The sequence below is a fragment of the Streptomyces sp. B6B3 genome (assembly GCF_039871525.1).
In the GTDB taxonomy this organism is placed as follows: Bacteria; Actinomycetota; Actinomycetes; order Streptomycetales; family Streptomycetaceae; genus Streptomyces.
The window spans coordinates 144,045-167,027 of the sequence record NZ_JBDPLU010000018.1 but is presented as its reverse complement, the minus strand read 5'-3'; the positions used below and the strand labels follow the sequence as shown (position 1 = coordinate 167,027).

Annotated in this window: 24 protein-coding genes; 11 read left to right on the top strand and 13 right to left on the bottom strand. The window is 74.1% G+C overall.

What is annotated here, in order from left to right; translation table 11 throughout:
- Nucleotides 1-71: 71 nt before the first annotated feature.
- The 11 genes from rplJ to ABGB06_RS29830 all read right to left on the bottom strand — a co-directional run bounded on the left by rplJ (nucleotide 72) and on the right by ABGB06_RS29830 (nucleotide 10,170).
- A complete protein-coding gene (gene rplJ / locus ABGB06_RS29880; RefSeq protein ID WP_347595126.1) occupies nucleotides 72-623 on the bottom strand; it encodes a 50S ribosomal protein L10 in 552 nt (183 codons plus the stop codon).
- Between the two features lie 318 nt (nucleotides 624-941).
- Nucleotides 942-1,793, bottom strand: coding sequence for a hypothetical protein (locus ABGB06_RS29875; RefSeq protein ID WP_347595124.1), 852 nt, complete (start codon nucleotides 1,791-1,793; stop codon nucleotides 942-944).
- 143 nt (nucleotides 1,794-1,936) lie between these two features.
- Complete coding sequence (gene rplA / locus ABGB06_RS29870; RefSeq protein WP_347595121.1) at nucleotides 1,937-2,653, bottom strand: 50S ribosomal protein L1; 717 nt, start codon at nucleotides 2,651-2,653, stop codon at nucleotides 1,937-1,939.
- Between the two features lie 89 nt (nucleotides 2,654-2,742).
- Nucleotides 2,743-3,174 (bottom strand): 50S ribosomal protein L11, encoded by a 432-nt coding sequence (rplK, locus tag ABGB06_RS29865; RefSeq protein WP_347595118.1) that lies wholly within the window; start codon nucleotides 3,172-3,174, stop codon nucleotides 2,743-2,745.
- Between the two features lie 250 nt (nucleotides 3,175-3,424).
- Nucleotides 3,425-4,381, bottom strand: coding sequence for a sugar kinase (locus tag ABGB06_RS29860; RefSeq protein ID WP_347595115.1), 957 nt, complete (start codon nucleotides 4,379-4,381; stop codon nucleotides 3,425-3,427).
- Complete coding sequence (locus tag ABGB06_RS29855) at nucleotides 4,378-5,013, bottom strand: bifunctional 4-hydroxy-2-oxoglutarate aldolase/2-dehydro-3-deoxy-phosphogluconate aldolase (protein WP_347595112.1); 636 nt, start codon at nucleotides 5,011-5,013, stop codon at nucleotides 4,378-4,380. Before ABGB06_RS29855 ends, ABGB06_RS29860 begins: the two co-directional genes overlap by 4 nt.
- Before the next feature lie 569 nt (nucleotides 5,014-5,582).
- Nucleotides 5,583-6,728, bottom strand: coding sequence for a galactonate dehydratase (gene dgoD / locus ABGB06_RS29850; RefSeq protein ID WP_347595109.1), 1,146 nt, complete (start codon nucleotides 6,726-6,728; stop codon nucleotides 5,583-5,585).
- Nucleotides 6,725-7,495: an FCD domain-containing protein gene (locus ABGB06_RS29845; protein WP_347595106.1), complete on the bottom strand. Its 771-nt coding sequence runs from the start codon at nucleotides 7,493-7,495 to the stop codon at nucleotides 6,725-6,727. The genes dgoD and ABGB06_RS29845 overlap by 4 nt, the downstream gene beginning before the upstream one ends.
- The gene (locus ABGB06_RS29840; RefSeq protein ID WP_347595103.1) at nucleotides 7,492-8,250 is read right to left on the bottom strand and encodes an SDR family NAD(P)-dependent oxidoreductase; all 759 of its coding nucleotides are present in this window, start codon (nucleotides 8,248-8,250) and stop codon (nucleotides 7,492-7,494) included. Before ABGB06_RS29840 ends, ABGB06_RS29845 begins: the two co-directional genes overlap by 4 nt.
- Nucleotides 8,251-8,377: 127 nt before the next feature.
- The gene (locus ABGB06_RS29835) at nucleotides 8,378-9,262 is read right to left on the bottom strand and encodes an ABC transporter permease (RefSeq protein WP_347595100.1); all 885 of its coding nucleotides are present in this window, start codon (nucleotides 9,260-9,262) and stop codon (nucleotides 8,378-8,380) included.
- Complete coding sequence (locus tag ABGB06_RS29830; RefSeq protein ID WP_347595097.1) at nucleotides 9,259-10,170, bottom strand: ATP-binding cassette domain-containing protein; 912 nt, start codon at nucleotides 10,168-10,170, stop codon at nucleotides 9,259-9,261. The genes ABGB06_RS29835 and ABGB06_RS29830 overlap by 4 nt, the downstream gene beginning before the upstream one ends.
- Before the next feature lie 206 nt (nucleotides 10,171-10,376).
- Between ABGB06_RS29830 and ABGB06_RS29825 the strand changes: the two genes are divergently transcribed.
- The 4 genes from ABGB06_RS29825 to ABGB06_RS29810 all read left to right on the top strand — a co-directional run bounded on the left by ABGB06_RS29825 (nucleotide 10,377) and on the right by ABGB06_RS29810 (nucleotide 14,294).
- The gene (locus tag ABGB06_RS29825; protein WP_347595094.1) at nucleotides 10,377-11,759 is read left to right on the top strand and encodes a sensor histidine kinase; all 1,383 of its coding nucleotides are present in this window, start codon (nucleotides 10,377-10,379) and stop codon (nucleotides 11,757-11,759) included.
- Entirely contained in the window at nucleotides 11,756-12,409 is a 654-nt protein-coding gene (locus ABGB06_RS29820; protein ID WP_347595091.1) for a response regulator transcription factor, read from the top strand. The genes ABGB06_RS29825 and ABGB06_RS29820 overlap by 4 nt, the downstream gene beginning before the upstream one ends.
- Nucleotides 12,410-12,592: 183 nt before the next feature.
- The gene (locus ABGB06_RS29815; RefSeq protein WP_347595088.1) at nucleotides 12,593-13,450 is read left to right on the top strand and encodes a hypothetical protein; all 858 of its coding nucleotides are present in this window, start codon (nucleotides 12,593-12,595) and stop codon (nucleotides 13,448-13,450) included.
- A 46-nt stretch (nucleotides 13,451-13,496) separates the two neighbouring features.
- Nucleotides 13,497-14,294 carry a hypothetical protein gene (locus tag ABGB06_RS29810; RefSeq protein ID WP_347595085.1) on the top strand — a complete coding sequence of 266 codons (798 nt, stop codon included), beginning with the start codon at nucleotides 13,497-13,499 and terminating at the stop codon, nucleotides 14,292-14,294.
- A gap of 68 nt (nucleotides 14,295-14,362) precedes the next feature.
- Here the strand turns inward: ABGB06_RS29810 and ABGB06_RS29805 are convergent, their stop codons facing one another.
- Both ABGB06_RS29805 and ABGB06_RS29800 read right to left on the bottom strand, forming a co-directional pair.
- The gene (locus ABGB06_RS29805) at nucleotides 14,363-15,208 is read right to left on the bottom strand and encodes an IclR family transcriptional regulator (RefSeq protein WP_347595082.1); all 846 of its coding nucleotides are present in this window, start codon (nucleotides 15,206-15,208) and stop codon (nucleotides 14,363-14,365) included.
- On the bottom strand, nucleotides 15,177-16,427 hold the full coding sequence (locus ABGB06_RS29800; RefSeq protein ID WP_347595079.1) for a flavin-dependent oxidoreductase: 1,251 nt from the start codon (nucleotides 16,425-16,427) through the stop codon (nucleotides 15,177-15,179). Before ABGB06_RS29800 ends, ABGB06_RS29805 begins: the two co-directional genes overlap by 32 nt.
- Before the next feature lie 206 nt (nucleotides 16,428-16,633).
- Here ABGB06_RS29800 and ABGB06_RS29795 point away from each other — a divergent pair, with 206 nt between their 5' ends.
- The 7 genes from ABGB06_RS29795 (at nucleotide 16,634) to ABGB06_RS29765 (ending at nucleotide 22,951) form a co-directional block, all read left to right on the top strand.
- On the top strand, nucleotides 16,634-17,638 hold the full coding sequence (locus tag ABGB06_RS29795) for an ABC transporter substrate-binding protein (protein WP_347595076.1): 1,005 nt from the start codon (nucleotides 16,634-16,636) through the stop codon (nucleotides 17,636-17,638).
- Nucleotides 17,638-18,405, top strand: coding sequence for an ABC transporter permease (locus ABGB06_RS29790; RefSeq protein WP_347595073.1), 768 nt, complete (start codon nucleotides 17,638-17,640; stop codon nucleotides 18,403-18,405). Before ABGB06_RS29795 ends, ABGB06_RS29790 begins: the two co-directional genes overlap by 1 nt.
- Nucleotides 18,405-19,283, top strand: a complete 879-nt coding sequence (locus ABGB06_RS29785; RefSeq protein ID WP_347595070.1) for an ABC transporter permease — start codon at nucleotides 18,405-18,407, stop codon at nucleotides 19,281-19,283. The genes ABGB06_RS29790 and ABGB06_RS29785 overlap by 1 nt, the downstream gene beginning before the upstream one ends.
- On the top strand, nucleotides 19,280-20,128 hold the full coding sequence (locus ABGB06_RS29780; RefSeq protein WP_347595067.1) for an ABC transporter ATP-binding protein: 849 nt from the start codon (nucleotides 19,280-19,282) through the stop codon (nucleotides 20,126-20,128). The genes ABGB06_RS29785 and ABGB06_RS29780 overlap by 4 nt, the downstream gene beginning before the upstream one ends.
- 71 nt (nucleotides 20,129-20,199) lie before the next feature.
- Nucleotides 20,200-21,327: a cupin domain-containing protein gene (locus tag ABGB06_RS29775; RefSeq protein ID WP_347595259.1), complete on the top strand. Its 1,128-nt coding sequence runs from the start codon at nucleotides 20,200-20,202 to the stop codon at nucleotides 21,325-21,327.
- Nucleotides 21,324-22,151 (top strand): fumarylacetoacetate hydrolase family protein, encoded by an 828-nt coding sequence (locus tag ABGB06_RS29770; protein WP_347595064.1) that lies wholly within the window; start codon nucleotides 21,324-21,326, stop codon nucleotides 22,149-22,151. The genes ABGB06_RS29775 and ABGB06_RS29770 overlap by 4 nt, the downstream gene beginning before the upstream one ends.
- Entirely contained in the window at nucleotides 22,148-22,951 is an 804-nt protein-coding gene (locus ABGB06_RS29765) for a maleylpyruvate isomerase family mycothiol-dependent enzyme (protein ID WP_347595061.1), read from the top strand. Before ABGB06_RS29770 ends, ABGB06_RS29765 begins: the two co-directional genes overlap by 4 nt.
- Nucleotides 22,952-22,983: the final 32 nt, after the last annotated feature.

Below are 22,983 nucleotides of genomic sequence, written 5' to 3'. Positions count from 1 at the left end.
CGGTCCTTCCACTTGGTGCGTGCGTCTGGGGTGTGATCTGGTCTGGGGCGGAGCGTCAGGGCGCGGGCGCGCTATTCGGCGTCGGCCGGCGCGGCCTCCGCGCCACCCTGCTGCTCGACCTTCTGGCGCAGCGCGTCCGCGGTGCGGGCGAACTGGCTGAGCGGAGCCTGGAAGGTCGCCGCGGCCTTGGCCATGGACGCCTTCATGCCGCCGGCCAGCTTGGCCAGCAGCACCTCGCGGGGCTCCAGATCCGCGAGCTTCTCGATCTCCTCGGCGGTCAGCGCCTTGCCGTCCAGGACGCCGCCCTTGATGACCAGGGCGGGGTTGTCCTTGGCGAAGTTGCGCAGGCCCTTCGCCGCCTCGACCGGGTCGCCGGTCACGAAGGCCACGGCCGTGGAGCCCGTGAGGAACGGGTCCAGCGCGGTGTAGCCGGTCTCGTTGGCGGCGATCTTGGTCAGCGTGTTCTTCGCCACACGGTAATGGGCGTTCTCACCGAGCGAACGACGCAGGTCCTTCATCTGCGCCACGGTGAGACCGGTGTACGCGGTGACGAGCGCGGCGGAGGAGGCCTCGAACTTCTCCTTGATCTCCGCGACGGCCGCGATCTTGTCGGGACTCGCCATACCTCGTGCCCTCCTTCCGGTTCCGGGGGTTTCCGGTGCGTGCGGACCGCACGGAAGGAGCCGAACACGACAAACGCCCTGGCGCGGGCGCACAGGGCGGACGGACCCGAGGGTCCACGTCTTCCTTGTCACCTGCGCAGGTCGCCCGCGAGCGGCGGATCCTTCGGTCGCCACGGCTCCGAGAAGGGCCACGGCGACGACCAGCGGTCTCTGGCTTCACCGGGAGCGTACGGGAACCGCTTCCCCGCAGGCAAATCGGGGCGCCGGCGGGGCCAGGGAGGGGCCTCGGCGGGGCGGCGGAAGGGCGTCGGGAGGAGCCTAGAAACCGGACTCCATCGCGCCGAGCAGGTCCATGAAGTCGATGACCGAGTCCTCCGGCGGCGGCTCGACGGCGACCTCGCTGCCGAGGTTGCGATAGGTCACCTCGGACTCGACGGGCCCCTCGTCGGTCTCGTACGACTGGTGGATCCGCACCGGGAAGTCGTCCTCGTCGACCCACACGTCGATCAGGTACTCCTCGGTGCCGGACGGGGCGTCCTCGGGGGCTATCGTGCCGCGGTAGTGCTCGACCGTGGCCCCGTCCAGGGTCTCCTCGCCGATCCGCTCCAGATCGGGGGACCCGAGCAGCAGGTCGAGCTGCTCGCGGGGGTCCTGGTCGGCCCGTTCCAGGCCGAAGGACATGACGTCCACGAGCGACTCGTCGCCGGTCTCCCGCGCGATGTTCGCCAGGTCCATCCGCAGCCATTCGCGGCCGTCGAACCCGGCCCCGAAGTCCTCACCCATCTCCAGGTACATCACGCCGTCGAGCCAGACCGCGGAGACCTCGTCGGGCACGCCGGGCGCCGTCGCCTCACCGTCCAGGGTCACGTCCATGGCGAGCTCGTCCGCCCAGGACAGCGAGCCGGTCATGGTGACCTCGCCGCCCGCCGCGTCCGGGGAGCTGACCACGGCGTCGAAGTCGGCCGAGGTGATCTCCTCGGTGCTCTCGGCGGCGGCCCTGACCGCCTCGGCCGCGGCCGGGGACGCCGAGTCGGCCCCGGAGCCGGCCTGCGAGCCCGCGGGGTCCGCCGCCGGGTCGCGAGACCCCGCGGAACCGGCGCAGGCGGCCGTGGCGGCGAGCAGGGCGGCCGTCGCGACGGCCGCCGGCAGGATCCTGGCTGTGGGACGCATGATCCCCCCGAACGGAAGTCTGTCGAACAGAGTTGGGATGTTCGCGGACAACGTCACGGTAACGTGCCGCTTATGCTCCAAAAACGCCTGCCCCCGCTCTGTGACAGAACGGGGACAGGCGAGGCGTGAGCCGGGGGTCGCGGTCAGGCCGCGGCCTCCTCCTCCATCAGGTCGCGGGTGCGGTTGGTGTCGACCGGGATGCCGGGACCCATGGTGGTGGTGATGATGGCCTTCTTCAGGTACCGGCCCTTGGCCGCGGACGGCTTCAGCCGGAGCACCTCCTCCAGCGCGGCGGCGTAGTTCTCCACGAGCTGCTGCTCGCCGAAGGAGACCTTGCCGATCACGAAGTGCAGGTTGGAGTGCTTGTCCACGCGGAACTCGATCTTGCCGCCCTTGATGTCGGTGACGGCCTTGGCGACGTCTGGGGTGACGGTGCCGGTCTTCGGGTTCGGCATCAGGCCGCGCGGGCCGAGCACCCGGCCGAGCCGGCCGACCTTGCCCATCAGGTCGGGCGTGGCCACCACGGCGTCGAAGTCCAGGCGGCCGTCGGCGACCTCCTGGATCAGCTCGTCCGAGCCGACGATGTCGGCGCCCGCGGCCTCGGCGGCGGCGGCACGGTCACCGGTGGCGAAGACCAGGACCCGGGCGGTCTTGCCGGTGCCGTGCGGCAGGTTCACCGTGCCGCGGACCATCTGGTCGGCCTTGCGCGGGTCGACGCCCAGGCGCATGGCGACCTCGACGGTCGCGTCGAACTTGGCGGACGAGGTGTCCTTGGCGAGGCGGACCGCCTCGAGGGGCGCGTAGACGCTGGTCCGGTCGAACTTGGCGTCCGCGCTGCGGAGGTTCTTGCTGCGCTTCACTGCTGCTCCTGCGAATGGGAAGTCGGAGTCGTGGTGCGGGCCAGCGCGTGGCCCTGCCACGGGGGTGGTGCGGGGTGACCTGGGTGCGGTCAGCCCTCGACGGTGACGCCCATGGAGCGGGCGGTGCCGGCGATGATCTTCTCGGCGGCGTCGAGGTCGTTCGCGTTCAGGTCGGGCATCTTGGTGGTGGCGATCTCGCGCACCTGGGCGCGGGTGATCTTCGCGACCTTCTTCGTGTGCGGCTCGCCCGAGCCCTTCTCCACGCCCGCGGCCTTCAGGATCATCTTGGCGGCCGGCGGGGTCTTGGTGATGAAGGTGAACGAACGGTCCTCGTAGACCGTGATCTCCACCGGGATGACCCAGCCGCGCTGCGACTCGGTCGCCGCGTTGTACGCCTTGCAGAACTCCATGATGTTGACGCCGTGCTGGCCGAGCGCCGGGCCGACGGGCGGCGCCGGGTTGGCGGCACCCGCCTGGATCTGGAGCTTGATCAGCCCTGCGACCTTCTTCTTGGGAGGCATGAGTCCCCGGGTCCTTACTTCGAAGAGGATGGTGAGCCCCGCGGCCCTCGCGGTGACCTGGCGGTCGGCGCGCGTCAGCCGGATGGAGGCATACCGCCCCACGGTAGCGGGTGCGTCGGGCTCCGCCCAAATCCGGCCAGCCGAACGTCGAGCGGGTCGACCGGCCACGGCGCGCGGCCGTCCGGGACAACGGGCGTCCGCTCCGACCGAGCCCGCGGCCCGGGAGTGGTGTGCCGCACGGCGGCGCGCCTCAGCGGTGCACGGCCTCGGCGCCGTCGGCGAGGGTGGCCAGGGCGCGTTCCAGGCCGGCCCGGTCGGGCAGTCCGTCGGTGTCGGTCGGGCACTGCACCACCAGGGCGGCCACGGCGGCGGCCTCGGCCAGCGCCCGCGCGGGCGCGATCCCGCGCAACCAGCCGGAGAGGAAGCCGGCGGCGAAGGCGTCGCCGGCGCCGACCGGGTCGGCGACCGGCACGGCGAAGGCCGGCTGCGTCGCGGTGGCTCCCGCGGTGGCTCCCGTGGTGTGGCAGCTGGCCGACTTGTCGGGGTGCTTGACCACGACGGTCTGCGCCGCGGCCGGGGTGGCCGGGGCCAGCAGGTCCAGTTCGTCGGCGCCGGCGAGGACGATGTCGGCCCGCTCCAGCAGCGGCCCGACGACCTCGCGCCAGCGCTCCCGGTCGCCGAGCTTGAGCCGCACGTTCGGGTCCAGGGAGATCGTCACGCCCTGTTCCGCGGCCAGCGTCAGCAGCCGGTCGGTGGCGGCCCTGGCCGTGTCGGAGAGCATCGGGGTGATGCCGGTCAGGTGCAGCAGCCGCGCGCCGGCCAGCTGCTCGGCGCCGAACTCCTCGGGGCGCAGCCGGGAGGCCGCGGAGCCGGCGCGGTGGTACTGCACGTCCACGGGGCGGGCGGCGTGGCAGTCGCGCAGCAGCAGCCCGGTGGGGGCCGCGGGGTCGACGACGGCGTGCGAGACGTCGAGGGCGTCGGCGCGGAGCCGGGAGAGCACGAAACGGCCCGAGGGGTCGTCGCCGACCCGGCCGAGCCAGCGGACGGCGTGCCCGAGCCGGGCCAGGCCGGCGGCGACGTTGCTCTCGGCGCCGGCGATCGAGCGGCGGAAGGTGGTGGCCTGGGCCAGCGGCACCCCGGGCTCGGCCAGCAGCAGCTCCATGGTCTCGCCGCAGACCACGACCTCGGGCGCGCCCGCACCGGTCACGGTGTGCCTCCCCCGACGAGCTCCAGGTAGGTCTGGGCGCGGTCGCGGAGCGCGGCCTGGTCGCCTCCGTCGGCGGCGTCGCCGACCAGGGGCGAGCCGACTCCGACGGCGGTGGCGCCGTCGGCGAGGTAGCGCCGGGCGGCGTCCGCGTCCACGCCGCCCACCGGCACGAGCGGCAGGTCGGGGAACGGGCCGCGGAGCGCGCGCAGGTAGTCGGGGCCGCCGACGGCGGCGGCCGGGAAGATCTTGACGGCCGAGGCGCCCGACCTGACGGCGGCGATGATCTCGCTCGGCGTGAGGGCGCCGACGAGCGTGGGCAGGCCGATGGCGTGCGCCTCGACCACGCCCTCGCCGAGTCCCGGGGTGACGACGAAGTCGGCCCCGGCGCGCTGCGCGGCGCGAGCCTGGTCGGCGGTCAGCACGGTGCCGGCGCCGAGCGGGGCGTTCGGGCCCAGCTCCGCCCGGGCCCGGGTGATCACCTCCAGGGCGTCCCGGCCGCTCAGCGACACCTCGACCAGTTCGACACCCGCCTCGACGAGGGTGAGGACGGTGCGCAGGGACGCCTCGGGGTCGGCGCCGCGCACGACGGCGACCAGCCGACGGGTGCGCAGCAGGTCGAGCAGGTCTGGCATGGCTCAGCCTTCCTGGGATGCGGGCGGACGGGAGGTGGTGATCGTAAGGCGGCGCCAACGGACCTCGCGGCCGGCCTTGCCGGCCGGGTCACCGGGCGTCCGGACCTCGCGGGTGAGGGTGCGGTCTGGACAGTGGACGGTGGGGATTCTGTCGAGGACGGTGCCCTGCCAGGCCCAGGCGCCGACCCGGGCGCCGCCGTGGCCGGGCAGGCCACGCAGGGAGGGCACCCGCCGGTGCCCGGGCCTCTGCCGGGGCCGGGCGCGGGGACAGGTGTCGCCGTGGCCGGGCAGGCCGCGCAGGGAAGGCACCCGCCGGTGCCCGGGCCTCTGCCGGGGACAGGTACGGGGACAGGTGTCGCCGTGGCCGGGCAGGCCGCGCAGGGAAGGCACCCGCCGGTGCCCGGGCCTCTGCCGGGGCCGGGCGCGGGGACAGGTGTCGTCGTCGGTGGGCAGGGCGCGCGACGGGGTGCGGCGCCCGCCGTGGGGTGGGGCCGTGTGGGCGACGAGCCCGGGTGTCGCGTTGCCCGGTGCGTGGGAACGTGCGGCTGCCGGACCGGGAAGGGACCCGTTCACCATTCGGCGAAGGAGCCGTCGGGGTGACGCCACACCGGGTTGCGCCAGGCGTGGCCGCTCCGGTCGGCGGCGCGGACGGCCGCCTCGTCCACGGAGACGCCGAGGCCCGGGCGGTCGTTGCGCACGGCGTGTCCGTCCTGGAATCGGAACGGCTCGGGGTCGAGCACGTAGGACAGCAGGTCGGCCTCCCGGTTGTAGTGGATGCCGAGGCTCTGCTCCTGGATCAGGAAGTTCGGCGTGGCGAAGACGACCTGGAGGCTGGCGGCGAGGGCGATCGGCCCGAGCGGGCAGTGCGGGGCGAGATGGGCGCCGAAGGTCTCGGCGAGCGCGGCGATGCGGCGCACCTCGGAGATGCCGCCGGCGTGCGAGAGGTCGGGCTGCGCGACGGCGATGCCGGCCTGCAGCGCGGGCAGGAAGTCGGCGCGGCCGTAGAGCCGCTCGCCGGTGGCGATCGGCACCGGGCTGGCGGCGACCACCGCCGGCAGCAGGTGTGTGTGTTCGGGCAGCACCGGTTCCTCGACGAACAGCGGGTGCAGCGGGGCGAGGGCGGGCAGCAGGCGGCGGGCGCCGGCCGGGCCGAGCCGGCCGTGGCAGTCGATCGCCACGTCCCGGTGCGGGCCCAGCACCTCCCGTGCGGTGGCCAGCCGGCTGACGACGCCGTCGATCTCGCCGGGGGTGGGGTGCGGCGAGACGCGGCCGGTCGCGTTCATCTTGACGGCGGTGAACCCGGCCTCGACCTGGGCGGTCACCTCGTCCGCGAGTTGGTCGGGATCGTCGCCGCCGACCCAGGCGTAGACCCGGGCCCGGTCCCGCACCGGGCCGCCGAGCAGGGCGTGCACGGGCGCGCCGTACGCCTGCCCCGCGATGTCCCAGAGTGCCTGGTCGAGGCCGGCGACGGCGCTGGAGAGCACCGGGCCGCCGCGGTAGAAGCCGCCCTTGGTGAGCACCTGCCAGTGGTCCTCGACGCGCAGCGGGTCCTGTCCGACGAGGTACTCGGCGAGCACCTCGACGGCGGCCCTGACCACCTCGGCTCGGCCCTCGACCACGGGTTCGCCCCAGCCGGCGATGCCCTCGTCGGTCTCGACGCGGCAGAACAGCCAGCGCGGCGGCACCTGAAACGTCTCGACACGGGTGATCTTCACGCCGTGGTTCCCTTCTGCGCTGGTTCCCCGACGGTCGCCCCGTCGGTGGTCGGGTGGGTGGGGGCGCGTCGGGCCTCGTCGAGGTCGAGCAGCGCCTGGTCCAGCAGCGCGCGCATGGCCGCCTCGGCGGCGTCCGGGTCCCGGTCGTGGATCGCGTCGCGCACCGCCCGGTGGCTCGGCACCGGGTCGCCGGGGTGTTCGGTGCTGTGCACCAGTTGGTCGCGCCGGGCGAGTCCGGACTCCAGGACGATCTCCATCCGGGTCAGCAGCTCGTTGTGGGCGGCGCCCAGCAGGGCGCGGTGGAAGGCGAGGTCGGCGGCGACCGCGTCGGCGGGCCCGCCGCCCCCGCTCATGGCGGCCAGCGCGGCGTCGAGGGCGGCCAGGTCGGCGGCGTCGCGGCGTTCGGCGGCCAGCCGGGCGGCGGCGGGCTCGACGATGCCGCGCACCTCGCCGAGGTCCCGGAGCAGGCCGTCGCCGGTTTCGGTGCCGGCGCCCGAGTCGAACTGCCAGCGCAGGACGTCCGCGTCGAGGAGGTTCCAGTCGGAACGGTCGCGGACGAACGTGCCGCGCTTCTGCCGGGCGTCGACCATGCCCTTGGCGGCCAGCACCTTGAGCGACTCGCGCAGCGCGGTGAGGCTGACGCCGAGCTCCGCCTGGAGCGCGACGAGGTCCAGGGTGGCGCCCCCCGCGAGCTCTCCGCTGAGCACCCGGCGCGCGATGGCCTCGACGGTCTGGCCGTGAACCCCGCGACGCGCGTACGGCGTCACGCTGAGTCCTTGACGACGGACCAGCCGCCGTCCACGCGCAGGCTCGCGCCGGTGACGTACGAGGCGTCGTCCGAGGCGAGGAAGGCGACGACGGCGGCGACCTCCTCCGGGCGGCCCAGGCGCCGGGCCGCCGTGGAGTCGGCGCTGCGCTCCCGGTCGGCGGCCGGTATCCCGTCCCAGGCCTGGGTGAGGATCGGGCCCGGCAGCACCGCGTTGACCCGCACCTCGGGTCCGTACTCGACGGCGAGCTGGTTGCTGAGGGAGACCTGTCCGCCCTTGGTCGCGGCGTACGCGGGGCGCCCTGGCAGGCCCATCTCCGCGTGCACGGAGGAGATGATCACCACGGCGCCGCGACGGGCGCGGAGGTCGTCGAGGGTGGCGCGGACCCCGAGGAACGCGCCCCCGAGGTTGACGCGGAGCTGGTGCTCCCAGGAGGCGAGGCTGGTCTCGTGCAGCGGGACGACGTCGACGGCGTGGGCGTTGGAGACCAGCACGTCCACCGGGCCGAAGGCGTGCGCCGTCGCCATGACGTCCGCCCAGTCGGCCTCGTCGGCGACGTCGGCGCGTGCGAACGCCGCCCGGCCGCCGCCTTGCCGGATCTCCGCGCACACCGCCTCCCCCGCCGCCTCGGCGAGGTCGGTGACGACGACGGCCGCGCCCTCGTCGGCGAGGCGGCGGGCGGTGGCGGCGCCGATGCCCGCGGCGCCGCCGGTCACGATGGCCACGCGGTCGGCGAAGCGTCGCGGTCCGCTCATGGAGGATGCCCCTGACTTTAATTACGAATTTATCCGTGCGCGATCGAGGATAACGACCTCCCCTCGTGCTCGGGCGTCCGGGGGCGTACGGCCGGTATGGGCCGCGTGGCCGGGGCGGGCGGCGGGTTCACTGGTCCCGGCGGTGCACCGTGGCCACGACCAGGACGGCGGCGACCAGGCCCCAGACGGCGTAGACGGTCCACGCTCCGGTGATCGTCCACGGGTAGGCGGCCTGGTCCGCGTCGATCTGGGTCAGCCGGTTCCACGCGGAGAAGAGCAGGGAATGGTGGAGGACCGCCCCCCAGTGACGGTCCTCGTCGAACACCAGCGGCAGCAGCAGGAAGACCAGGAACGTGACCACCAGGGTGGTCGCCGTGTGACGCAGGACGGCGCCGAGCGCCATCCCCACCAGCGCGGCCAGCGGGGCCAGCAGCGCGGACGCGACGAGGAGGCGCAGCGCGTCCGGGTCGCCGATCGGGATGGCTGCGCCCCGCTGGTCGAGCAGGGCCTGGGTCAGCACGAACGACACCAGGGCCACCAGCGCGCCGAACACCGTGGTGACCGCCGCCACGACGGTCATCTTGGCCGCCAGCAGCGAGCGCCGGGCCGGGACGGCCGCGAACGTCGTCCGGATCAGCCCCGAGCCGTACTCGCCGACCACGGTGAGGGCGCCGACGGCGCTGACCGTGAGCAGCAGCAGGAGCGCGGCGTTGGCGGTGAAGGCGTGCTGCAGCGCCATCTCGTCGCGGACGAACGCCGCGCGGTCCGCGGCGGCGTAGCGGGGCCAGGCCTGGTACTGGTCGTAGGCGGTCACCACGCTGACGGCGATGACGGCCAGCGCGCTGGCCGCGAGGGTCCAGCCGGTCGAGCGCAGCGACCACAGCTTGAGCCACTCGGCGGCGATCAGGTCGCGCTGCCGGGCGCGGGGTTCGTCGCCGGTGCCGGCGGGCGGGGCCGGCCGGTGCGTCGTGAAGGGCGTCGTCGTGGGCGGGGTCGTGGGCGGGGTCGTCATCGGGTCTCCCCCGTCGGGAACTCGACGCTGCTCGCGGTGATCCTCATGAAGGCCTCCTCCAGGGACGCGGTGCGGGTGGTCAGCTCGTGCAGGGGGATGCGGTGTTCCAGCGCGAGCTCGCTGATCACCTCGGCGGGCAGGCCGGTCACCGAGAGCCGGCCCGCGTCGTCGCGGCGCACCGCGCCGCCCGCGGTGGTCAGCAGGGGCGCCAGCGCCTCCGGCTCGGGGGTGCGCACCGTCACGCTCAGCCGGGAGCCGCGGGCGGCGAACTCCGGCAGGCTCTCGGCGGCGATCAGCCGGCCCCGGCCGACCACCACGAGATGGTCCGCGGTGTGCTCCATCTCGGACATCAGGTGGCTGGAGACGAAGACGGTGCGACCCTCGCCGGCGAGCCGGCGGAACAGGCCGCGGACCCAGCGCACGCCCTCCGGGTCGAGGCCGTTCAGCGGCTCGTCGAACAGCAGCACCGGCGGGTCGCCGAGCAGCGCGGCGGCGATGCCGAGGCGTTGCCGCATCCCGAGCGAGAACCCGCTGATGCGGCGGCGCGCCGCGCCCGTCAGCCCCACCTCGTCCAGCACCTCGGCCACCCGGCGGCGCGGGATCCGGTTGCTCCTGGCGAGCATCGCCAGGTGCGCCGCGGCGCCGCGCCCGCCGTGCACGTCGCCGGCGTCCAGCAGCGCGCCGACGTGCCGCAGGCCCCGCGGGCGGTCGCGGAAGCGGTGTCCGGCCACGGTGACGCTGCCGCTGGTGGGCTCGTGCAGGCCCAGGATCAGCCGCAGCGTGGTGCTCTTGCCGGCACCGTTCGGTCCGAGGAAGCCGGTGACCCGGCCCGGGCGCACGGTGAAGGTCAGGTCGTCGACGGCGGTGGTTCCGCCGTAGCGCTTGGTGAGTGCGTTCACTTCGATCACCCCACCGACGGTGCCGCCGGCCACCCCCGGGCGTCATCGGCCCTTCGCTGACAATCCCCCGGTGGCACTGTCGACCGTGGCTGTACACCCCTGGTCCGATGCTGGTCCGATGCCCGGGACACCAGCCGCGCCGCGCCGCTGTCGACCGTGGCTGTACACCCCTGGTCCGATGCCGGGGGCGGCCGGCCGTGCCTACGATCGGCGGCATGCGTGACGAATCGTCCCCACCCTCGCTCAAGCGGGTGCCGCCGGGCGTCTGGGTGGCCCTGGCCTGGGTCGCGGGCACGGTGTTCACGTTCCTGGCCCGGGTCACCCTGCCGGGCCAGGACGAGCCCGACGTGATCGCCGGGGAGCTGTACTACCGGTGGGACGGCCTGCTGATGCTGGCGGTCGCCACCGCGCTGACGTTCGCCGGCTGCCGCCTGCTGCCGCGCCGGCCGTTGAGGGCGCTGGGCCTGCTGCTCGCCGGCTCGGCCCTGGCGTCGACGATGCTGAGCGTCGCGGAGATCCCGCTGCCGCAGTTCCTGGCCGTCGAGGTGGCGCTGTACTTCGTCGCCGCCAACGGGCCGCGACGGACCGGAATCGTCGGCGTCGTCATGGCGCTCGCCGTGCTCGTCGGCTACCTGGCCTACCGGCTCGTGGCGGGCTGGACCGTGGGCACCTCGGCCGAGCTGGCGGTGGCGCTGACCACCGTCATCGCCTGGCTGCTCGGCCACTCCACCCGCCAGGCCCGCGACCAGGCCGAGCAGACCCGGGCCCAGGCCGCCGCGCGGGCCGTCACGGCGGAGCGGCTGCGGATCGCCCGCGAGCTGCACGACATGGTGGCGCACAGCATCGGGGTCATCGCGCTCCAGGCCGGGGCGGCCGGCCGGGTCATCGAGACCCAGCCGGCGGGCGCGCGCGAGGCGTTGCGCAGCATCGAGGCCACCGGCCGGGAGACGCTGTCCGGGCTCCGCCGGATGCTGGGCGCGCTCCGCCGTCCCGAACCGGGGCAGGCGGCGGAGGCGGCGCCGCTGGACCCGGGGCTCGGCCTGGGGCACGACGTGGACCGGCTGGCCGCCACCACCACGGCCGCCGGCGTCCGCGTCGACGTCCGGTGGCGCGGGGAACGCGGCCCGCTGCCGCCCGAGGTCGACCGGGCGGCCTACCGGATCGTCCAGGAGGCGGTGACGAACGTGGTGCGGCACGCGGGCACCGGATCCTGCCGGGTGTCGATCGACCGCCGGGACGCGGAGCTGACCGTCGAGGTGGTCGACCGCGGCAACGGCGGCACCGGCCGGGGACAGGCCAACGGTCCCGGGCCCGGGTTCGGGTTGCTGGGGATGCGGGAGCGGGTGGACCTGCTGGGCGGGGAGTTCGCCGCGGCGCCGCGCCCCGGCGGCGGCTTCCGCGTCGCCGCCCGGCTGCCCGTGCCGGCCGGGACGCTGCCGGCGGAGGCGCTCCCGACCGCGCGGGCCGCGGCCGCGGAACCCCCTGCCACCGAGAACCCGGGCGCACGGCCCTCCGCCGAAGAGCCCTCCGCCGAAGGGTCCTCGGGCGAAGGGCCCTCGGCCGGCAAGGCCCCCGCCGAGGGGTCGGGGGCCCGATGACCGTCCGCGTCGTTCTGGCCGACGACCAGCCGCTGGTGCGCACCGCGCTGCGGATGGTCATCGCCGACGCCCCCGACCTGACCGTGGTGGGCGAGGCGGGCACCGGCGCCGAGGCGGTCGGCGTGGTCGAGGAGGCCCGCCCCGACGTGGTGGTGATGGACATCCGGATGCCGGATCTGGACGGCATCGAGGCCACTCGGCGGATCGTCGCCGGACCCAGCGGAACGCACGTCGTCGTGCTCACCACCTTCGACGACGACGAGTACGTCTACGGCGCGCTGCGGGCGGGCGCGGCCGGTTTCCTGGTCAAGGACATGGCGCTGGACGACATCCTGGCGGCCGTCCGGGTCGTCGCGGCCGGGGACGGTCTGATCGCGCCGAGCGTGACCCGGCGACTGATCAGGGAGTTCGCCGGCCGCCCCGCGGCCCGGCCGGTCCGGGAGCTCACCGGCATCACGGGCCGGGAGCGCGAGGTGCTGACCCTGGTGGGCCGTGGCCTGTCCAACGCCGAGATCGCCGACCGGCTCTGCATCACCGTCGCCACCGCGAAGACCTACCTGACCCGGCTGCTGGCCAAGCTCGACGCCAGGGACCGGGTGCAACTCGTGATCCTCGCCTACGAGTCGGGGTTGGTCGCGACCGGCGAATGAGCTCGCGCCCGCGCGGGCCGCGTCGCAACGAACGTCCCGGCTACTTCCGGGTTCGGGAACAGACGGTTGTGGAGCCAACCGCAGCGGCGCCGGTCGAGGGGGGAGTTGCTAGCCTGGCTGGAGCACGACAATCGTCGGCAATCACCTGACAATCGCACGGCAACCGTACGTCTCGGGGGAACGATGAGCAGCATGCAGGGTTGGCCGGGCGCGGGACCGACGCCGGGTCCGCCGGGACCCGGCCAGGGCGCCAACGACAGTCGGCGGATCGGCATCGTGGCCGTGGTCGTCGTGGCCGTGGTGGTCCTGTCGTTCGGGATCGCGAAGGCCACCGGCGCCGACACCCGGGACGACGGAGCGATGGCCGGGCCCGCGCCCACGTTGCCCACGGACCTCGGCGACCTGGAGGGTTCCGACCTCGGCGCCTCCGGCGGCAGCGGCGGCGACACGGGCGGTGACACCGGCGGCGGTGGCGAACTCGGGGGCAGCGGCGGCGACTCGGGCGGCAGCGGCGGCGTGACGCCGACCCCGACGCCCACCCCGGACCCCACGCCGACCGACCCGATGCTCGACGAGTACCTGGCGGTCCAGTCGGGCGACTGCCTGGGCAACTGGATGATCAACGACTACGACTGGGCCAGTGACTATCCCGAGGTCACCGGCTGCGGCGCGGACAACGCGGGCGTCTACGTCTCGCAGACCTCGGGCTCGACCAGCGACTGCCCCGTGGACTCGGGCCGTTCCTACCTCTCCTACACGGGCACCTCCGAGACCGTGGCCCTCTGCGTCACCCGCCAGTTCGCCGTCGGCCAGTGCTTCCTCGGGATGGACGACAACAGCGCCAACCTGATGAGCTGGTTCGACTGCGAGGCGTCCAACCTGCCGGATCCCTACAGCAAGTTGTTCAACGTCACCGGCGTCTACTCGGCCCCCGCGAACGTCACCGGCAACGAGTGCTCCCGGGTCCAGGGCGACACCACCGAGTACTGGTGGTGGCTCATCGACGGCGAGTCGACCCTGCTCTGCGCGGTGGTGTACTGACGATGCGCGCGACGCCGACAGCGACCCCGTCGCTATCCCAGGGGGAATGATGAGCCAGCAACAGCCATGGCAGCAGCCGACCCAGGCGGCGATGCCCGCCTACGGGCAGCCCCAGTCGCCGGGTGGCGGCCCACCCCCGCCCCCACCCGGACCGCAGGGCGGCCAGCCGGGCCAGCCCGGCTACGGCTACCCCCAGCAGCCGCAGCAGCCACAGCAACCCGGTTACGGCTACCCCCAGCAGTCCCAGCAGCCCGGCTACGGATACCCGCAGCAGCCCGGCATGGGCATGCCGATGCCGCCGCCGCCCGTCAGGAACGGCAACCCCGGCCTCGGCATAGCCCTGGGCTTCGTCGCCATGCTCGTGCTGATGGTCCTCTACGGCTTCCTGACCGGGATGGTCGCCGACGTCGAGGGCCAGATGCAGGACGCGATGGAGAGCGGCGACGCCGAGATCGAGATCGCCCAGCTCACCTGGCTGGCGGCCCTGATCGGCGCGCTGGTCGGCCTCCCCGCGGCGAAGCTCGCGCCGGGGCAGGTGTGGGCCTACTGGGTCGCCGGCGGGCTGGCGGCGATCACCATGCTGCTGGGCGAGACGTTCGCCACCGCCGTGCTGGTCTCCGACTCCACGGACGGGGCGAAGAGCGCGTTCGAGTACTTCTTCGAGGACTTCTCCGACTGCTGGGAGAGCTGGACCGAGTCCGCGCACGGCCTCACCTGGCTCTTCCTGCCCCTGGCCCCGGCCGCCGCGATCTTCACCGGCTACCTGCTGGGCCGCACCGGGCCGACCGCCCCTGGCGCCCCGGGCGCTCCGGGGATGGGCCCGCAGCCGTACCCCATGCGCTGAGCTCCCCCGGCGCCCCCGCGGAGACACCGAGCAGACACCGACAGACGCGACAGACGCCCCCGCTCAGCTCACCGGTTCCGATCGGTGGGCGCCAGCGGGGGCGTCATCGCGTCGGTGATGGCGTGGCTGGTGCGGTGCATGCGGATGGCGATCAACGGGATGCGCGCGGGCTGGAGGCGTTCGGCCGGGGCGGCCACGGCGAGGGCGGCGACCGGGGCCCGCGCGGGGTTGCGGATCACCACGCCCACGGCCGCCACGTCGTCGGCGCTCTCCCGGTGGTTGGTGGCGTGGCCGGCGCGGGCCACCCCGGTCAGGTGGCGCTGGATGTCCTCCAGCGTTCGCAGCGTGCGTCCGGTGAGCGCCTGCACGCCCCTCGGATACAGGTCGCGCACCTGCTCGGGCGGCAGCGCCGCCAGTATCGCCTTGCCGGCGGCCGTGGCGTGCGCCGGCAGCACCATGCCGATACGCAGGCCCACCCGCAGCGGCTGGGTGCTCTCCACACCGTCGACGAACCGCGCGCCGTTGCCCTCCAGCACCACCAGGTGGACCGTCTCCCCGGTCTCCTCGGACAGGGTGCGCAGCTGCGGGCGGGCGACCTGGCGCAGGTCGAGGCGGGAGATCGCCCGCAGGCCCGCCTCGGCCAGGGCCGGTCCCGGACGGTAGACGTGGCTGCCGTCGCGCTGCTCGGCGAAGCCGCGGAAGGCCAACGTGGACAGCAGCCGGTGGGCGGTCGAACGGGCCACGCCCAGCAGTTCGGCCGCCTCGTAGACGCGCAGCTCGCCGTGCTCGTCGAGGGCGCGGATCAGCCGCAGGGCGTTGTCGACCGAGCCCAGGGAGTACGGCGGGGCGGCGCCCCAGCCGTGATCCGGCTCGGCCCCGGGCTCACGGGGTTCGGTTGACGCGGTCTCGGTCATAGGCGGCGACCCTCTGGTAGCTGCGGGAGATCTCGGCCATCTCCTCCGTGCTGATGACATCCTCGACGCGTGCGAACGGACGGTCGCCGGTCCGTTCGTACACCTCCTTGAGGATCGTATCCGGCGGCCGTATCCGGTTGGTCTCGACGACCGAGGTGGTGGCGGGCAGCCGCTCGGCCTCGTAGCGCAGCAGCGCCCGGCGCGGATCGGCGGACTCCGCGAGCGCCACCCGCAGGGCGTGGGCGTCCAGGATCGCCTGCCCGGCGCCGTTCGAACCGCGCGGCACCATCGGGTGGGCGGCGTCGCCGAGCAGCGTCACGCCGCCGAAGGTCCAGCGCGGCAGCGGGTCCTGGTCGACCATGGGGTACTCCAGGATCGTCTCCGCGCCACGGATCAGGGCGGGCACGTCGAGCCAGTCGAAGCGCCAGTCCGCGAAGACGTCGACGAAGTCCTCCAGCCGTCCGGCGCGGTTCCAGTCGCGGCGGGGCGAGCGGGGGCGTTCGACCTCGGCGACCCAGTTGACGAGCTGGCGTCCCGCGGCGTCCACGCGGTCGCGCACCGGGTAGATCACCATCTTCCCGGAGGCAAGCCAGCCGGCCCGCACCATGCTGGCGCCGCTGAGGAACGGCTCCCACGGCGTCACGCCGCGCCACATCGTGACGCCGGAGTACCGCGGCTCGCCCTCGTCCGGGTACAGCCGCGCGCGGAGCGCCGAATGGATGCCGTCGCAGCCGACGACGACGGTGGCGCGCTCCTCGGTGACGGTGCCGGTCGCGGCGTCCGCAACCGTCACCCGCACGTGGTCGCCCGCGTCCTCGGCGGACAGCACCCGCCGCCCCAGCGCGACCGCGTCCTCGCCGAGCCGCTCCCGCACCACGTCGAGCAGGGTCAGCTGCACGTCGGCGCGGTGCAGCGAGAGCTGCGGGCGGTCGTATCCGGCGTGCCGGCCGAGCGGCTCGCGGTAGACGAGCTGGCCGAAGCGGTTGAAGAACACCGCCTCCCGCGTCTCGACGCCCGCCGCGGCCAGGCGGTCCTCGACGCCGAGGTCGTCCAGGACGCGCATGGCGTGCGGCAGGAGGTTGATGCCGGCGCCGACCGGTTCGAGGCGCGGCGCCGCCTCCAGGACGCGGCAGGGGATGCCGGCCTGGTGGAGTTCCAGCGCGAGAGTCAGGCCCCCGACTCCCGCGCCCGCGATGACGACGTTCGTCTGCGCTGTCATAGGTGCTGCCCTCGATTCTTGTCTACGGAACGCTAGTGGAAGCTGCGGAGTGGCGCTATCAGTGCTCTGACAGTAGGGAACGCTCGGACCCCGCGATCCGCCTGCACACAAGATTCGTCATGGAAGAATTTCATTGACCGGAATCCCCCGCCCTGGCGCCGGCCACCTACGTTGCACACACCCGGGCCGACAGCGAAGGGACAACGATGATGTTTCGGGCGAGCGGCGCTGCCGCACTGAGCGCGGTGCTCGCCGCGGTGCTGTTCGGCGCCACGGGATGCGGTGCGGCGGCCGGCGGCGACTCCGGCACCGACGGCACCGACGTGGTCCGGGTCGGCGAGACCGACGGGATGCCGGCGGCGTTCCTCCGCTTCGGCGAGGAACAGGGCATCTTCGCCGAGCACGGCATCCGGCTGGAGATCGACGCCTCCGCCGGCGGCGCCGCGGCCGTCCCGGCCCTGGTCGGCGGCAATCTCGACGTCGCCGGGTCGAACGTCGTCAGCGGCCTGCTCGCCGGCCACCAGGGCCTGCCGGTGCGGATCATCGCGCCCGGCACCTTCGCCACCGAGGACCCGGAACGCGACTTCTCCGCCGTCGTGGTCTCCGAGGGCTCCGGCATCGACGGGCCCGAGGACCTGGCCGGCGCCTCGATCGCCGTCAACACGCTCCAGAACATCGGCGACATCAGCATCGTCGCCGCCCTCCAGGAGCAGGGCGTGGACACCTCGGACATCGACTTCACCGAGATCGGCTTCCCGCAGATGCTGCCCGCCGTGCAGAGCGGGCGGGTGGACGCCGCCTGGGTCATCGAGCCGTTCCTGTCCATCGGCCAGCAGCAGGGCCTGCGCCCGGTGCTGCGGCCCTACGCCGAGGCGCGCGAGGGCCTGCAGGTCGGCTGCTTCCTGACGACCGAGGACTTCCTGGCGGAGAACCCCGAGAAGGCCGCGGCCTTCCGCGAGGCCGTGGCCGACGTGGCCGCGTTCGTCACCGAGCATCCGGAGGAGTTCCGGGCGGCGCTGCCGGAGCTGGAGGAGATGGACCCGGCCCTCGCCGACGCGATGGTGCTGCCCTCCTACCGCGACCGCGTGGACCCGGACTCGCTGCGGTTCGTCGCCGACCGGATGCTCGCCAGCGGCTTCACCGACGAGGAGATCGATGTGGATTCCCTGATCGCCACCCCACGGTCCACGCCCGGCAGAGGAGACGAGTGATGCGCAAGGTGCTGCTCGGGCTCGGTGGCGTGGCCGCGTTCCTGGTCCTGCTGGAGCTCGTCCCGCGCGCCGGCCTGGTCGACGACCGCTACCTGCCGCCGTTCTCCGAGATGGCCGGCGCCCTCGGGGACAGCGCGGGCACCGGCGAGTTCTGGCAGGCGCTGGGCGACACCCTGCGGACCTGGGGCACCGGGCTGGCGCTCGCCTTCGCCGCCGGGACCGCGGCCGGCATGGTCATCGGCTCGGTGCCCGCGCTGCGCGACGCCACCACCTCGACCATCGAGTTCCTGCGGCCCATCCCGGCCGTGGCGCTCATCCCGCTGGCCGTGCTGCTGTACGGCACGGGCCGGGAGGCCACGCTGATCCTCGTCGTCTACTCCGCCTTCTGGCAGGTCCTGATGCAGGTGCTCGCCGGCGTCGGGGACGTCGATCCGGTGGCCAGGGACACCGCCAGGTCGTTCCGCTTCCGGCACCGCACCCGGGCCCTGCGCGTGGTGTGGCCCACCACCCTGCCGTACGCCGTGACCGGCTTCCGGCTGGCCGCGAGCGTGGCGCTGATCCTCACCATCACCGGCGAGCTGATCATCGGCACGCCGGGGCTGGGGCGGCTCATCGCCGTCGCCCAGTCCTCCGGCGCGGTCGCGCCCATGTACGCCCTGGTCATCGTCACCGGCCTGCTCGGCGTGACGGTCAACCTGCTGGCCCGGCTGCTCGAACGCCGGGTGCTGCACTGGCATCCCTCCGTCCGACAAGAGGAGGCCGTCTGATGGCATCGCTCAGCGCCCCCGGCGCCCCCAGCGCGCCCGCGGCCGCCGCCCCAACGCCCCGCTCCCCGGCGCCCGGCGCGGCGCCCGCCGCCCGGTTCGGCCGCTACGGCAGGCGGCTGGCGCTGGTGTTCGGCCTGCCGGCCGTGCTGGTCGCCGCCTGGTGGATCGTCTCCGAGAGCGCGGACAACCTCTTCTTCCCGCCGCTCAGCGAGATCCTGTCCGAGTTCGGCCCGACCTGGTTCGACGGCCGGCTCGTCGACGACGTGCTGCCCTCGCTGGGCCGGCTGGCCGCCGGCTACGCGCTGGCGCTGGTGCTCGGCGTCGCCCTCGGCATCCTCATCGGCACCTGGCCCTCGCTACGCGCGCTCGCCGAGCCGGTGCTGGAGTTCTTCCGGGCCATCCCGCCGCCGGTGCTGGTGCCGATCCTCATGCTCTTCCTCGGCATCGACACCACGATGAAGGTCGTCGTCATCGCCTCCGGAGCCGTCTGGCCGGTCCTGCTCAACACCGTCGAGGGCGTGCGCGGCATCGACGGCCTGCTCCGCGACACCGCCCGCGTCTACCGGCTGCGCCCGCTGACCCGGCTGCGCACCGTGGTGCTGCGCGGCGCCAGCCCGCAGATCGTCACCGGCGCCCGGCAGGCCCTGTCCATCGCGATCGTGCTGATGGTCATCTCGGAGATGTTCGCCGCCAACAACGGCCTCGGCTTCTCCATCGTGCAGTTCCAGCGTGGCTTCGCCCTGCCCGAGATGTGGACCGGGATCATCCTGCTCGGGCTGGTCGGGCTGCTGCTGTCCCTGATCTTCCGCGCCGTCGAGCGCGCCGTCCTGGCCTGGTACCGCGGGCAGCGCCAGGCGCAACGAGGAGGTAACCGATGACCGCCCCCACCACCACGGGCACCACGACGGGCGCCGCCACCGGCGAACTGCTCCGCGTGCGCGCCCTGCGCAAGGTCTACGGCTCCGGCGGCGGCGCCACCGAGGCCGTGCGCGACCTGACGTTCGACACCAGCTCTGGCGAGATGCTCTGCATCGTCGGCCCGTCCGGCGCCGGCAAGACCACGCTGCTGCGCTGCATCGCCGGGCTGCTGCCGCCGACCTCGGGCGAGGTGGTGCTGCAGGACCGGCCGGTGGCGGGACCGCCCGAGGGCATGGCCGTCGTCTTCCAGGACTACGCCCGCAGCCTCTTCCCCTGGCTGACCGTCGCGCAGAACGTCGAGCTGCCGCTGCGCGAGAAGGGCGTCGCCAGGGCCGAACGCCGGCGGCTGGTCGCCGAGTCGCTGGCGGCCGTCGGGCTGGCCGACGTGCCGGGCTCGTATCCGTGGCAGCTCTCCGGCGGCATGCAGCAGCGGGTCGCCATCGCCCGCGCCGTGGCGTACGAGCCGCGCATCCTGCTCATGGACGAGCCGTTCGCCGCCGTGGACGCGCAGACCCGCGCCGACCTGGAGGACCTGGTCCGCGCCCTGTGGACCCGCCTCGGCATCACGCTGCTGTTCGTCACCCACGACATCGACGAGGCCATCTACCTGGGCCAGCGCGTCCTGGTGCTGTCCTCCCGGCCCACGGTCGTCCTGGAGGACGTCGTCGTGGACCTGCCCGACGAGCGCGACCAGCTCACCACCCGCAACGACCCGCGCTTCCACGAGCTTCGCACCCGCGTCTACGAGCTGGTGCAGCGCGCCAAGCGCGGCCACCGCCCCGCCCAGGAGGTGACCCCCGCATGAGCACCACGGCATCCGACAATGCCGCATCCGAGAACGCCGCATCCGAGAACGCCGTGTCCGGACACAACCAGATGACCGGCGACGACGGCCCCGAACTGCGCGAGCTCCACGACGGCTTCGCGGCCGAGCACCTCACCCCGCTGTGGACCCAGCGCGACGACCTGATGCCGCTGACGCCCGCGCCCCGCGCCGCCGCGCACGTGTGGCGTTGGCGCTCCCTGTACCGGCTCGCCCAACGCGCCGGGGACCTGGTGCCCGTGGGACGCGGCGGCGAGCGCCGCGCCATCGCCCTGGCCAACCCGGGCCTGGGCGGCGCCGCGTACGCCACCCCCACCCTGTGGGCCGCCATCCAGTACCTCGGCCCGAAGGAGACCGCCCCCGAACACCGGCACGCGCAGAACGCGTTCCGCTTCGTCGTCGAAGGCGAGGGGGTGTGGACCGTGGTCAACGGCGACCCCGTCCGGATGAGCCGCGGCGACCTGCTGCTCACCCCCGGCTGGCACTTCCACGGCCACCACAACGAGACCGACCAGCCCATGGCCTGGCTCGACGGCCTGGACATCCCGTTCTCGCACTACGCCGACACCGGCTTCTTCGAGTTCGGCTCGGACCGCGTCACCGACTACGCCACGCCGAACCTCTCCCGCTCCGAACGCCTCTGGGGCCACCCCGGGCTGCGCCCGCTCAGCGGCCTGCGCGACACGGTGTCCTCGCCGATCGCCGCCTACCGCTGGGAGCACACCGACCGGGCGCTCACCGACCAGCTGCTGCTGGAGGAGGAGGGCCAGCCGGCCACCGTCGAACAGGGCCACGCCGCCGTCCGCTACGTCAACCCCACCACCGGCGGCGACGTGATGCCGACGATCCGCGCCGAGTTCCACCGGCTGCGCCCCGGCACCGCGACCGCCACCCGCCGCGAGGTCGGCTCCAGCGTCTTCCAGGTGTTCGACGGCGAGGGCTCCGTCACGCTCGCCGGGCAGCGGCACGCACTGCGCGCCGGCGACCTGTTCACCGTGCCGTCCTGGGTGCCCTGGTCGCTGCGGGCCGAGGGCGGCTTCGACCTGTTCCGCTTCTCCGACGCGCCGGTGATGGAACGCCTGCACTTCGCCCGCACCCACATCGAAACGCCCGACGAGACCGCGACAGCACAACCGGCAGCACAACCGGCAGCACACGCACCCCAAGGAGAATCCCGATGAGACTGGCGACGATCCGGCTGGCCGACGGCAGCACCGAGGCCGCCCGGGTGGACGGGGAGAGCGCCGTCCTCCTCGGCCACCCCGACGTCGGCGCCCTGCTGCGCGACGGCGGCCTCGGCGCCGCCGCCCGCGCGGTCGAGGGCGCCACCGTGCCGCTGGCCGGCGCGGACCTGGCGCCCGTCGTGCCCACGCCCGGCAAGATCCTCTGCGTCGGCCTCAACTACCGGAACCACATCCTGGAGATGGGCCGCGACCTGCCCGAGTTCCCGACGCTCTTCGCCAAGTACCCGGAGGCGCTGATCGGCGCGCGCGACGCCATCCGGCTGCCCGCCGAGACCGAGAAGCTGGACTGGGAGGGCGAGCTGGCCATCGTCATCGGGAGTGCCGTGCGTCGGGCCGGACCCACCGAGGCGCGTGCCGCCATCGCCGGATACGCGGTGCTCAACGACATCACCGCCAGGGACTGGCAGTACCGCAGCCCGCAGTGGCTGCAGGGCAAGACGTTCGAGGCCACCACCCCGTTCGGCCCGCAGCTCGTCACGCCCGACGAGTGGCAGCCAGGCGCCGACCTCATCACCCTGGTGAACGGCGAGGAGGTGCAGCGCGCCGGCACCGGCGACCTCGTCTTCGACCCGGCCGAACTCGTCGCCTACGCCTCCACCATCCTCACCCTCCGGCCCGGCGACGTCATCGCGACCGGCACGCCGGGCGGCGTCGGCCACGCCCGTAAGCCCCCGCGGTACCTGGGCGACGGGCAGACCGTCACCACCACCATCGAGGGCCTGGGCACCCTGACCAACCTCGTGCTGGCGGACGGGCGATGACGGAAGCCACCACCGGCGAGTACCTGGCGCGGGCGCGCGCGGAGCTGCGCGCCCGCCAGGGCCGCGGCGCCCGCGAGGACGCGCCCAACGCCCCACACGCCGAGCTGTTCTGGGCCAGGACCGGCACCGCCTACTTCGCCAGGAAGCTCGGTGAACTGGCCGACGCGGGACCCGAGGGCCTGGACGGGCCGAGCCTGCTGCCCGGCTGGGACCGCCGCGCCCTGACCGCGCATGTCGGCTACAACGCCCGCGCCCTGACCCGGCTCTGCGCCTGGGCCAGGACGGGCGTGGTCACCCCGATGTACGCCACGCCCGAACGACGCGCCGCCGAGATCGCCGAGGGCGCCTCGTTGCCCGCCCGCGCGCTGCGTCACCTCGTCGCCCACGCGGAGGTGCACCTGAACGTCGAATGGCGCGACCTGCCGCCGGCCGCCTGGGACGCCGAGATCAGGACCGCACAGGGGCGCACCGTTCCGGCGCGCGAGACGGCGTGGATGCGGGCGCGCGAGGTGTGGGTGCACGCCGTCGACCTCGGCAACGGCGGCACGTTCCGCGATGTGCCGCCCGCGATGCTGGACCGGCTGGCGGCCGACGTGCTGGCGGCCTGGCGGCGCCGCGGCGAGGACGCGCCGGCGCTCGTGCTCGCCCCGACCGACCGCGACGACGCGCTCACCACCCAGGGCCGCGACCCGTTGACCGTCACCGGCACCATGGCCGACCTGGTCCGCTGGCTGACCGGCCGGGGCACCGGCGGCCTCACCGCCCCGGCGCCACTGCCCGCGCTGCCCCGCTGGTTCTGACCGGGCGCTGGACCACCCACCCCGACCCGCCC